We start from the raw sequence: 12,763 nt of genomic DNA, 5'->3' as shown, positions 1-12,763 counted from the left end.
ATCTAGTTTATTTATACTACTTTAAACATACCTTTACGTATCACTTTGTCAAAATTTAGATGCATTTGCTCTGCACCTAAATCATTACAAAGAAATTACAGTCGGTAATTATTTTTCATTAACTATTTAAAATATTTTCATTGCAGAGATGCCACCTCTGATACTTTGTTACTTTGTCTGCTCCCCAAGGTGAATATTGTAGCTATCCATCGATGAGTTGTTAATCCTGTAGAAAATCAAGATAGCGAAAATGGAAGCTGGGGCGATCGCAGCATAAGATACTCAAAACCTGTTAAACTAAACTGTTTAGTCTAAAAACGTAAATAGTAAATTTTTGACTTAATAATGACTAATAATTTCTTGAGAAGTTACGATAAAATCACAATCAAACTTCAGTTGAGACATTTCCTTCCCAGGCGAGTAAAAGTATCAAACAGCAATCCCTTTTCCGGGGAATTTTAGCAATTTATAGTAAATCTCAATTACCAATCCCATGCCAAATCGTCATTATCCTCCCGCCTACTTACGCTATCTCAAAGCCAGGTTATGGAATCTAGGGCGACCTGGTTTTTGGGGAACTGCAATTTTTTTATCTGTAGTGGGGTTAGCAACCTGGGAATACTGGTCAAACCCAGATATTTTCGTTTCTAAGCCAAAAAAACCAGTTGTTTTACAAAACTCTGCTGATTCCTCCCTGTCAGAAGAAAACAAAGCTATTGCAGCAGATATTGATAACCTGCCAGTTTTATTTAATGACCTTGACCAAGCAACTCTCTCATCAACAGCGAATGGGTCTGAGCAAAAGACTGAAGCGAACAAGAGCAAAGGCTTATTAGATGATGTAAGTAACAAACAAAAGTCTGCTAATAATACCAAATTAAATCCTGATTTAGGCGTTAACGGCGACACCTCTCCAGCCGCGAAAAATCCGTTTGTCGTACAAACAGACAATTTATTGCGTACTGGAACGGTTGATAGTAGTAGCCAGTTTCTAGGTCTTAAAACCTTAAATGCGGCATCTGAACCAACAGGAGGAGATCAAACATCCTCTAGCTTGGGTATTGGATTTGCTAATCAAACCAATAAGAATCAAAATTCTCTCTCTATCAACCCTCTGCAAGCAGCGCTTAATCAATCGACAAACCAGAAATTGTCTAGCTTCAGTGGTACAACTGCAACTCAGACAAATGCTTTAGGGCAAGTCTCCGCTCCAGGAACAACGCTAATGCCACCCATCAATAGCTTAACCAGTCAGAATTCTCTACCAAACACTGGGTTAACTGCTGGGACAGGCAACACTTCAACGGGTACGAACTTACCACAAAATTCCTACAGTAATTTAAATAACGGTCAGGTATTGCCTAATAATGGGTTAACTACGGGTACGAACTTACCACAAAATCCCTACAGTAATTTAAATAACGGTCAAGTAGTGCCTAATGTAGCACCAAGTAATACTGTACCTTACTCTAGCCAAAGTCCGAGTCAAAGTGTTGTCACACCCACAACCCCTGTAGGATATGGGAATTATGGCTTGCAGCAGCCGACCCAACCACCACAAACTAATTATGGGAATAATGGCTTGCAGCAACCGATCCAACTACCACAATCTAATTATGGGAATAATGGCTTGCAGCAACCGACCCAACTACCACAAACTAACTATGGGAATAATGGCTTGCAGCAACCGACCCAACTACCACAATCTAATTATGGGAATAATGTGTTGCAGCAACCGACCCAACTACCACAATCTAATTATGGGAATAATGTGTTACAGCAACCAACACAGTCTAATTCTTTATATCTTCGTCAACTTCGAGACAGGTATAGAAATCCCGGCCAAAACTGATTTTGAGTATGTTGGCTTGATAAAGTCTAGCTAAGGTGATTGTGGGCTATTTGGAATCATCGGAACTTCTGGTGTTTCGGGTTGTTGCTGTTGTCGTTGCAAATATTTACTCAATACATAAGCCATATCCCCACGGGTTACGGGTTTTAATGGAGAAATATTGCCTTGAGCATCTGTATTCAGAAATCCCTCAGTAGCTACTGTAGCGATCGCTTTTCTAGCCCAAGTTGGGATAGATTTTTCATCTGGATGTGAAGCCAGAATCTCATTCACAGCGGCATCGGGAAACTGAAATACACCATAAGCCTGGGCGAAAATAGCCAGAGCTTCTGCCCTTGTCACCTTTTGGTTAGGGAAGAATTCATTGCCCCGATAGCCTTTCATGATGTCAGTTTTTAGGACTGTCTGTATATCATTAAATGCCCAATAAGAACGAGGAACATCTGGAATAGTTAAATTTTCTTTGGTAACAGCTTCTCTTTTATCTAGGCGAAATGCTTTTACCATAATCGAGGCTAATTCTGCCCGACTCAGTAACCTTTCGGGATAAAATTTGCCATCGGGAAAGTTTGTCATCCATTTGACAGCAGTTACCTGTTGAATGGAATCAGCTGGGATTCCAGAAGTAGATTCTGGTACTTGAGCAATTGCTGGCAAGCTTTGTAGTAGTGCCATTAAAGATAGAGAAATTGAAAGCTGACGCATCATGATAAGCACTTTTAACTGCTAACGTGAATTTAAAAAACTACGTTACTGAGGTTAACGCAAAATTTGGTGTTCCTAATAACCTGTAACTCAGCTAGTGACGAATTTAGGCTGGGCAATGTTGCTTTAGCTACGTAGGGTGTGGCTATAAATTTTAAAAATTAGGACTGTGTTCAGTATCCCAGCACTTCCCATCATTCCAGATTCTACCAGTGTGTTCACATTCCGATTTATTGTAAATCCAAGGAATTGAAGTCGGGTAATAGGAGCTAGATGTGGGAGTAAGTGAAGACAATGCAAAAGAAAATATAGTGTAGCTACAAGTCGATAGAATGATTAGAAATCCTATGAGGAACAAGATATTGGCAGGAGTCCAAAAAGGATATAAACCTTTTTCAGAGCGTAAACGCACTTGAGAGCGACGTTCTGAACCTGCTAGCAACACCAGATAAAACCTTAATCCGGGAATTGGTACTGAAACTCTTATGTCTAAAGAATGACGTGTCCTAGCACGAGAGGCCAAACCCTTTTTTATCGCTTCTAATTGCTCTACCGTGAAGGTATTTGCTATTTCAGGGTCAATCTCAGCGAAAAGTTGCTTAAAAGTAGGAACGGTGTACTGGGGGTGGTTCATTAAATTCGTATATTAATATACATTTATTTTACATTAGTCATCTCCTTTGTTCCGGACACTAGGATGTTTTATATTTTGGAAGTCCCTAATCAAGGAAGTAGAAATTAGCAAAAACTTGTTTTTTACCTTTCATCTTTTGATGTTATCTGCCCACTACTATGGACTATAGTCAGTTTTTCAGGAGTTTTGGCAATGACCGCAGCAGCAGATCCCGTAAAGTTGATGAAGCAAGAAGTTGGCAAAGCCGCCGCCGCCTTAGTAAAGTCGGGTTCCATTGTCGGGTTGGGTACGGGGTCAACTACAGCATATACAATTCAGTTTTTGGGCGATCGCCTCAAGTCTGGTGAACTCAAAGATATCATTGGTATACCTACCTCGTTTCAGTCAGAAGTGCTGGCGAAGCAGTATGGTGTCCCTCTCGCCACCTTGGATGCTATCGATCGCATAGATATTGCCATTGATGGCGCAGATGAAGTCGATCCGCAGAAGAATTTGATTAAAGGCGGTGGTGCAGCACATACCCGCGAAAAAGTCGTAGACTACCTAGCAGAACAGTTCATCGTCGTAGTAGACAGTGGCAAGTTAGTAGACCGCTTAGGTTCTAGTTTCGCTGTGCCCGTGGAAGTGATTCCAATGGCAATTACTCCTGTAACTAATGCCATCAAAAAACTCGGTGGCAAACCAGAACTCCGCATGGGTGTAAAAAAAGCTGGACCAGTAATCACAGACCAAGGGAACTTTGTCTTAGATGTCAGATTTGACTCTATTGAAGATCCAGCCGGACTAGAAAAGACATTGAATAACATTCCCGGCGTTCTGGAAAATGGCATCTTCGTTAACTGTGTCGATTTAGTTTTAATTGGTGAAGTCAAAGATGGTCAGCCATTAGTGCGGCAACTGTAATAATTTTAGATTTTGGATTTTAGATTTCAGAGACATCTAAAATCCAAATCTTCTTTCGCTACAGTAACCCAAAATTCATAGTCTTCATGCCCCAATATGCGATCGCTGCTTTGCCCCCGTCTTGCTCAATAATTATTAAATCGCCCTTTTCGTCTAACTCTGCGTTAATGGTATCCCGGAGGCTCTAAATGCTTGTGGAGAACTCGTAATACAAGAGAGTAATTCAGGCACAGACCCCTGAAGCAGGAATCACACGACTCGAAGTCGTGTGAGGTTCAATCTTAAGACAGTCGCTACAGACTAGAATCGAGCGCTAGACGATGACGTTAGTACCAACTACCAGATTTGTCGCGGTGAAATTATTCAAAGTCACAAAGGTGTAAAAAGAATAATAATCAAAAACTTGAACTAGTGTAGAAGTACCCGATTGCACAAATTGTAAGTTGCCATCACCGATGGGATTGCTGCCACTGTAGCCTCTACTCTTAAACAAGTCAGTAAGGATTAATTTATCCTCGCTTTTATTAAAGTCAGTGATTGTATCACTATTGCTAAGGGTTTGGTAGATGAACTGGTCATTACCGCTACCGCCAGTCAGCGTATCACTAAAATCACCGCCAAGGAGGATGTCATTACCAGCACCTCCCATAAGGCTATTATTACCAGCACCACCAAGCAGGGTATCATTACCAACACCACCAAGCAGGGTATCGTTACCAGCGCCACCGCGCAGCAGGTCGTTACCACTCTTGCCGTCGATGCGGTCATCGCCCCCTTGACCATTAATAACATCTGCTGAGTTGTCAAAGCCATTGAGATTGTTGTTCAGGTCATTGAGAAAGGTGACTGTGTTCTTGTTTAAGATAGCGTTTTGGGTGGAGTTGGCATCGAAGACATCAAAGCTTTGACTAATGCTGGTTTGCCCATTAAACAGGATATTGCCCACTGCCGATACGTTCTCTAGGTTTTCCAGGGGAAAGTTTTGCAGGATAACTTTGTCATCAGCCACCCCTTCAAAGGTGATTTCCAGATTGTTAGAATTCTGGGTGAGTAGCAGATTTCGGGCTGTCAATCCAGCACCTTGAAATTTGAGGATATCCAGTTCGGCAATGATTGCTGCTGATGGATTTGAGCCTTTACCTAGCCCACCGAAATCGGTAATGGTATCAACACCGTCACCTAAGTTGTAAACAAATTTATCTTTGCCGCCGCCACCAGTTAGGATATCGTTGCCTTGATTACCTGTGATGGTATCGTTCCCGGCTTGAGCGTTAATGATGTCACTGTAGTTCTTGCCTACTAAATTATCAGCGCCATTGGTTCCATTCAGCCCATTAAACTCTAATGCACCAATATCAACTTTACCCTTAGATATTCTGTTAAATCCAGCGCCGCGTTGGTCGGTAGTGATACCTGCTGGAATCAGAGCATTATTGCCAGCGTTAATGGCGGGACTATCCCCAAGTAAGGCATTAGTAAAGGTTGCACCACCGTTATTTTGCAGGGGGCTGAGTTTTGGATCAATGGGGTTGGTTCTGGTGCCGACGAGGGTGCTGGTAGTAAAGCCGGTGCTAGCAGTGCGATCGCCAATTAGGTTATTACCAGCGTCGCTGAAGTTGCCGGAAACGTCGCGGGAATTACCGGAATCGTTGGGATCATCAGAAAAAACTGTGTAGAAGTTGCCTGCAATGATGGTATTACCAACGATAACAGTGCCATTACTGACAACACCCCCACCGTTGCCACTAACACCGTTATAGCCAAAGCCCTCTGCTGTGTTATTGGTAATGGTGTCATTGGTGAGGGTGAGAGTGCCGCTGTTCAAGATACCGCCGCCGGTGTAATATACACTATTACCAGAGACAGTGCTGTTAATCAAGCTAAAAGTACCTGAGTTAGAGATGCCACCGCCGTCTGCCGCACTATTATCAGAGACAGTGCTGTTAGTGATATCGACGGTGCCTGAGTTATAAATGCCACCGCCGTAAGATGGGTAGGGGTCAGGGCCTCCCCGACCAAGACCGCTGGCGATCGCACTATTATTAGAGACAGTGCTGTTAGTTATGCTGAGTTTACCTGTGTTGAATATGCCGCCACCATAAGCTGTGTAGAAACCGACGCTTGCATTATTATTAGAGACAGTGCTGTTAATTAGGCTAAGGTTGCCTTTGTTAAAGATGCCGCCGCCTAAGGACGACCCGCTATTGCCAGAGACAGTGCTTCCCGTTAGGCTGAGTGTTCCTCTGTTAAATATGCCGCCTACCTCCCCTCTATTGTCAGAGACATTGCTGTTAGTCAGGCTGAGGCTGGTATTGCTATTGAGCAAAATACTGCCCAAGGGGTCATTAGCATTAGCAATCTTCAAGCTATCAATGCTGGCATCTGTTCCAGAACCCAATATCTCAAACACGCCCGATGAATTATTCCCACTCACAATGAGGTTAGATGCCCCAGCGCCCAAAATGGTTATATTATCGGTAATGGTTAGTTTCCCAGACGTCAGGGTGATAATATCTGGGGTGGCATCGGTGAACACGCCCGCAAAGGTAATCGTATCTGCCCCAAGAGTCGAATTGGCATTGAGGATAGCCTGCCGCAACGACCCTGAGCCAGAATCATTGGTATTAGTCACCACTGTGGCAGTATTAACAGGTGGCAAAGTGATGGGGGACTGGACTTCGTAAGCACCAATATCAACAACACCGTTGAATATCCGGTTAAATCGAGCGCCGCGTTGGTCAGTGGTGACACCACTAGGAACTAGGGAATTATTGCCAGCATCAATAGCGGGGCTTTTCGCAAGTAACGCCTGGGTAAAGGTTGCACCACCGTTATTTTGCAGCAGTCCGAGTTTGGGGTCAATGGGGTTAGCACTTGTGCCGACGAGGGTGCTGGTGGTAAAGGCAGTGCTACCAGTATTATTGCCAATCAGGTTATTGCCGGAGTCAATCAGCCCACCACTCACGTCAGGGTGTATATCACCGGAGGTGGACTTGTCGAAGTTGCCTGCAATGATGGTGTTACTAACCTTGACGTTAACAGAGGAATCAGAGGAACTAAAAACACCCCCGCCATTGCCAGTACCATCACCATCTGAGTCAGCTGTGTTGTTATTAATTGTAGTGCTGATTAGGGTGAGGCTGTTGTCACTGGCGTAGGCTCCGCCATTGTATATGCCACCGCCATCCTTTAACGCTGTATTGCCAGAGATGGTGCTATTAGTTAGAGTAGCTAATCCGGAACCATAACCATCATCTTTTCCGTTAAAAATGGCACCGCCGGAGGTTGCAGTATTGCCAGAGACAGTGCTATTGGTCAGCCTGAGAGTACCGCCTTGATTATAGATGCCAGCGCCGGAGTTTGCCGTATTGCTAGAGACACTGCTGTTAATTAGGCTGAGAATACCAGTTTTACCAGAGGAAGCGTCATTAAAAATGCCGCCTCCTCCAGTATTGCCATTATAAATCTTGCTTCCCCCGGTATTGGCATAAACACTGCTGTTAGTTAGGCTGAGAATACCACCGTTATAGATACCACCTTGCGTATTGCTAAAGACACTGGTGTTAGCAAGACTGAGGATGCCGCTATTAGAGATGCCACTTCCTGCTGTATTACCAGACACACTGCTTTTTGCTAGGCTGAGGATGGAAGTTCTATTAATCTTAATACTGCCGCTAGCGATCGCCAGTCCATTAATATTGACAACTGTCCCTAGTCCCGATATCTCGAATACTGTAGAGGTATTCTTTCCACTCACAGTAAGCTTAGATGTCCCAGTCCCCAAGATGGTAACATCATCGGTAATCGTCAGTTGCCCAGAGGTGAGCGTGATGGTATCTGGAGTAGTATCTGTGAACACGCCTCCAAAAGCGATCGCATCATCCCCAGCAGTAGCGTTGGCTAAGTTAATTGCCTCCCGGAGTGTTGTGATGCCGTTATTGCGATCACCATCATCTGCGTCTTTGGTATTATTTACTGTAAACGTTGCTAGTACTCCTGGGTAAGCTTCTCGCGTCGTTTCTGCAAACGCAAGATTTACTTCCATATCAGCAGTGCGAACTTCTAACTCCCAGTTACCGCCTAATACTGCATTGCCAATCCGCTGACGAGAAGCGGCAATATTCGCTCCTGTGAGTTGGTGCAGTTTTTCTACAAATTCTGCCCCTGCATCACCCAAAGCCACATTGCAACCATAGATGAGTAAGTTACTGGGGTTATCGCTTTTGCCAGAGGCTGAAAATATCTTCTGCCATTGTTGGAGTTGCTGGCTGTATTCGTCGAGGGTATCAATTCCTAAATGGGTGTTGCCCAATTGTAAGCAACCTGGGACACCGTGGCACACAATATGAATGTTAGTCAAATTCGAGCGATGTTTAACGGCAAGCTGCTGCGCCTCTACGCAACTTGCCAGAATTTTCGTAATTTGTTCAACACCGTTCTGTGTCGAGTCAAGCACGAACACTTGGGCATTATCAAGCACGCCATTGATTAAATCGCTATAGTCTTCAACCGCCATGTCGATGAAGACTAGACTATGGGTATATGAGGTAGAAGTTGCGTGATTTTCTGGGAAGTTTGAGGTATTTAGCGTTGCCATTTTGTTACTTCGAGCTAGGGTAATGAGGGAAACTCAAACCGACTTCCGCCTTGTAATTACAGGGTTTTCACACAACTACTGAGAGTAAAAAAACTAGATGTTTACTAATGTATTTTCCCTTTCGTTGCCATCATCTAGCAAATTGCCGCTTTTGTAAAGCAATAAAAGTATGTAATATTACTGCGTTTCGGAACGAACTCACATCTAGCAGATGTATCAAAAATCAGTTGTTATGCTGGTTTATCCTGAAAACCTAGATTTTTCACCCACAAACGCGGTTTCTCAAGTTTTGTTAAGATCGTGCCAGATATTCAATTGATGAATTTGGGTTTTAAATAGCTTTTCTAAAAATGACTTTTATAAAACCTAAAAAATAGCCTTAGCCCGTCTTCCGGTTTAGGCTTGCCGCACTCCCGCGTTATCATCTGAGAAAAGATAAAACTGTTGCGATCATGGGGAGGTATTTCTCACTTCAGGAATTTCAACAACTAAATCATCCCGTAAAATAAACAGGCAAGAACCCTGCCCGATAAAAATATGGGAAAATTTTTGGGAAATCCCTCAAAACTCAGGACTCGCTACTTATCTGCTCGCTCAGGACTCAGGACTCTTTATGTTAGCAGGCACAATTTTGCAGGATGGAAAATATACCCTAATTCAAGAAATAGGGCGGGGTGGCTTTGGCATTACCTTTAAAGCTAGGCATCACTACTTGGGTCAGGAGGTGGTGATGAAAACCATCAATGAACGGCTGCGACAACATCCTGATTTTGCCAAATTCGAGCGCCAATTCCAAGATGAAGCCAGACGATTAGCTACGTGTATTCACCCAAATATAGTCCGAGTTAGTGACTTTTTTGTGGAAGCTGGACTGCCTTATATGGTGATGGAATACATTCGTGGCGAAACCTTGGGAGACGCATTTGTATTACCAGGGATAACTTTGCCTGAAGGCACAGCAATTCATTACATCCGGCAAATTGGAGCAGCGTTGCAGGTAGTACACAACAACGGCTTGTTACACCGCGATGTCAAACCAGATAATATTATTCTTCGTCAAGGAACACAGGAAGTAGTACTGATTGATTTTGGCATTGCCAGGGAATTTAATGGCGGTGTCAGACAGACTCACACAGGTTTGGTTTCTGAGGGTTATTCTCCTATTGAGCAGTATATGACGCAAGCGGCGCGCACACCCGCCACAGATGTTTATGGTTTAGCAGCAACCTTGTATGCACTGTTGACAGCCCAAGTTCCCATGCCAGCATTATTGCGCGATCGCGAACAAATGCCTTCCCCCCGCGAACTGCAACCACATTTGAGTGCTGCTGTCAACCAGGCGGTAATGCGCGGTATGGCGGTAGAGTCTCGTTTTCGGCCAGTGACAGTTGCGGAGTGGCTGCAATTGCTACCTGGAAATCAGGTGAATGGGACATCGCAAGTCTTGTCCACTTACGCAGTGCCAACTGTCAATTTATCTGCGCAGCAAGCAGCAACTGTAATTGGGAAAACTGCCCAAAATTCTATTTATAGACCATCTGTGCTGGCGCAACCCAACCCAGGCATGGCTAAGGAAAGTGTACTGGCTAAAAAACTGGGATCATCTCAGGTACTTATTGGTATAGGTGTAGCCTTAGTTGCTGCTACAGCAGGTTTTGGGATCACAAGCATATTACCCAAATCTCAGCAGCAGCCGACTGCCAAGCCACTTGTTGAAAAGCCAACTCAAGAATCAGGCGCGAAAGCACCTAATTTTGATAGTACATCTTCACCCAGAGGTGAAGAGACTAACACTACCTCAAGAACCGAAACAGCACCTGGCTCTAATTCCAAGCAGCGTCGCCGCAATCGTCGTTCTTCTCAAAAAGCATCTACCAGCAGCCCTACAAGAGAATCACAACGCGGTGATTCCGAACAATCCACACCTTCACCTAGCGTTTCCCCCACACCCTCCTTAGTGGAGAAACTACGAGCAATCCGCTCATCTCGAAATGCTTCCCCCGCACCATTGCCATTCCCACAAAAGAACTTACCCACTTCTAGTCAAAATTCTGCTTCCCCTCAACCCGTGAGTCCATCAAAGCCTGTGCTTATATCACCAGCACCACCAACGGAATCCAAACAATCAGATCCTTCTGCTGTGGTAGTACCAACACTGGAAAAGCAAAATTCACCCACTAATAGTCAACCTCAGAATATTCAGAAGTTCGAGGAAAAGCCACAAGATGACAATAACTAGTGAATTTTAGATTTTCAATCTGGGATTTTGGTGAAGCAGCGCGGTGAGTCCAGCACAGCGCCGACTCCTACTAACTAATTACGAATTACGAAGTACGAATTATTTTAGAGAGGATCAAGCCTGTTCTGTACAACAACTTCCCCCTTCTTATTAATCTTTACCGGATTCTTAGGAAAAGCTTGATTATTCAAATAACGCATAAGTCTCACAGTTTGAAAACTCTGATCGATATGAGGAATTCCCTGCCGATCCATCCGAACAGGAATAATTTTACTTGATACCAAATCTCCTGCTGAGTTGAGTTTGACTTCTAAAATCATTGAGTCACCTGTTTGGGCATTTGTAGATAAAGTCCGATATCCCAAAAAGTTTCCTAAAGAATAGGCAATGATTTTTCCCTTATAAATTTCCATCGCTCTGGGAACGTGAGGCCCATGTCCTAGTACTAAGTCCGCTCCTGCATCAATCATGTTTCGAGCAAAGGCGATCGCATTACCTCGGTTTTCTCCATAAAAAAACTCTGTTTGATTCTTAACGTGTAGTGCCCCCGTTCCTTCTGCTCCAGCGTGCATCGATACTACTACAATATTGGCTTTATTTTTGGCTTCTGCCACAAGTGCTTTAGCTGCTCCTAAATTATGGATGAAATTATACATTTCATAAGGAGAAAACCCGATCATCGCCACGGGGATATTGTTAGCTTCCAAATAAAGAATTTGATTTTTATGACCTAATGTTGCAATGCCCACAGCCTGAAGATTTTTCATTGTATCTTTGAACCCTACTGGTCCAAAGTCCATTGCATGGTTATTTGCCATATTGAACACATTAAAACCAGCTTCAGCAAAAAGCTGGGCATATACAGGTGGAGAGCGAAAGGCAAAGACTTGTCCTCGACTAATATCTTTGGCAGTATAGGGATAATTAGTTAGACTACTTTCAAAATTACCAAACAAGATATCAGATCCTTGCAAGTGAGTTCTCACTGACTTTGGTAATAATTGATCTCGAAAGCGGGGTAATCTATAGTTAGGGAAATTAGTGCCGGGAATAATATCTCCAACGGCTTTGATGGTAATAGTATCTGGAAAGGTTTGTTGTTCCGTTGTTGATGGCGTAAGTTCAGGAATAGCTAATGGAAATCGCACAGGCTCAGTAGGTGTAGTAGCAGCGTTTAATCGCTGTGATTGCCCAAGCCGGATAATCACTCCTATACTAATACCCAGATATAAAAAAATGCTAATAAGACTAAATGAGAATACTCGCCCCAAGCTGCGATCTACCATCGTTCACTCCTCACACGATGGCATTAGTTTATCCCAAAAATCTGTGTTGGTGGTGTATATTTTAGTGTTTTTGGCAAATATTTGACTACCTAAATATTAAGCGATAATCCTATCTCACTTGCAAATAAACAAACAAGTTGCTCAAGATTTTTGTTAAAGGTAGGCAAATTTCAGCCACCTTGTAGTAAATTTTCAGTAATCTTTTGAACGGAGAGGGGGGGATTCGAACCCCCGTTGGGTTTCCCCAAAACGCATTTCGAGTGCGTCACCATGAACCGCTCGGACACCTCTCCAACTATTTATTCAGACATTTGAGTATCTATTCTACATTCAAATGCTGTAAATTTAGGGAAATATTGCTGGATTCCCTATACTACTATAGCATTATCGCTTTTTTTGCGTAACGCAATCCTCCAAGAACGCCAAGGGCGAATTAAGGTCTGTAAACATCGAGGCGTTGCATAATAGGGTATGAACATAGGGTGCTAAAACATGAATTGTCCTGACTGTGGCTCTAAAAACATCCGTAAGAATGGGATAAAAAGAG

The 12,763-nt window shown here is 43.4% G+C and carries 7 protein-coding genes and 1 tRNA gene; 3 read left to right on the top strand and 5 right to left on the bottom strand.

Annotated features, from left to right (window positions below; all coding sequences use genetic code 11):
* Window positions 1-493: 493 nt before the first annotated feature.
* Window positions 494-1,852, top strand: coding sequence for a hypothetical protein (locus V7L12_RS05875; RefSeq protein WP_335082931.1), 1,359 nt, complete (start codon window positions 494-496; stop codon window positions 1,850-1,852).
* Window positions 1,853-1,882: 30 nt separating this feature from the next.
* Here the strand turns inward: V7L12_RS05875 and V7L12_RS05870 are convergent, their stop codons facing one another.
* Window positions 1,883-2,557 (bottom strand): S-layer homology domain-containing protein, encoded by a 675-nt coding sequence (locus tag V7L12_RS05870; protein WP_335083112.1) that lies wholly within the window; start codon window positions 2,555-2,557, stop codon window positions 1,883-1,885.
* A gap of 154 nt (window positions 2,558-2,711) precedes the next feature.
* Window positions 2,712-3,191 (bottom strand): hypothetical protein, encoded by a 480-nt coding sequence (locus V7L12_RS05865; RefSeq protein WP_335082929.1) that lies wholly within the window; start codon window positions 3,189-3,191, stop codon window positions 2,712-2,714.
* 192 nt (window positions 3,192-3,383) lie between these two features.
* Between V7L12_RS05865 and rpiA the strand changes: the two genes are divergently transcribed.
* Entirely contained in the window at window positions 3,384-4,094 is a 711-nt protein-coding gene (gene rpiA, locus V7L12_RS05860; protein ID WP_334819582.1) for a ribose-5-phosphate isomerase RpiA, read from the top strand.
* Window positions 4,095-4,407: 313 nt separating this feature from the next.
* Here the strand turns inward: rpiA and V7L12_RS05855 are convergent, their stop codons facing one another.
* Window positions 4,408-8,691: a DUF4347 domain-containing protein gene (locus tag V7L12_RS05855; RefSeq protein WP_335082927.1), complete on the bottom strand. Its 4,284-nt coding sequence runs from the start codon at window positions 8,689-8,691 to the stop codon at window positions 4,408-4,410.
* Window positions 8,692-9,304: 613 nt separating this feature from the next.
* On the opposite strand from V7L12_RS05855, the gene V7L12_RS05850 reads away from it, so the two are divergent.
* Window positions 9,305-10,930 (top strand): serine/threonine protein kinase, encoded by a 1,626-nt coding sequence (locus V7L12_RS05850; RefSeq protein WP_335082925.1) that lies wholly within the window; start codon window positions 9,305-9,307, stop codon window positions 10,928-10,930.
* 104 nt (window positions 10,931-11,034) lie between these two features.
* Here the strand turns inward: V7L12_RS05850 and V7L12_RS05845 are convergent, their stop codons facing one another.
* Together V7L12_RS05845 and V7L12_RS05840 are read right to left on the bottom strand one after the other, a co-directional pair.
* Window positions 11,035-12,216, bottom strand: coding sequence for a CapA family protein (locus tag V7L12_RS05845; protein WP_335082923.1), 1,182 nt, complete (start codon window positions 12,214-12,216; stop codon window positions 11,035-11,037).
* Between the two features lie 208 nt (window positions 12,217-12,424).
* Window positions 12,425-12,509, bottom strand: a tRNA-Ser gene (locus V7L12_RS05840).
* Window positions 12,510-12,763 lie beyond the last annotated feature (254 nt).

This window comes from Nostoc sp. (assembly GCF_036918245.1).
Classification (GTDB): Bacteria; Cyanobacteriota; Cyanobacteriia; order Cyanobacteriales; family Nostocaceae; genus Nostoc.
Note: the sequence above shows the minus strand (reverse complement) of the source record. Positions and strands in the feature narration are given on the sequence as shown.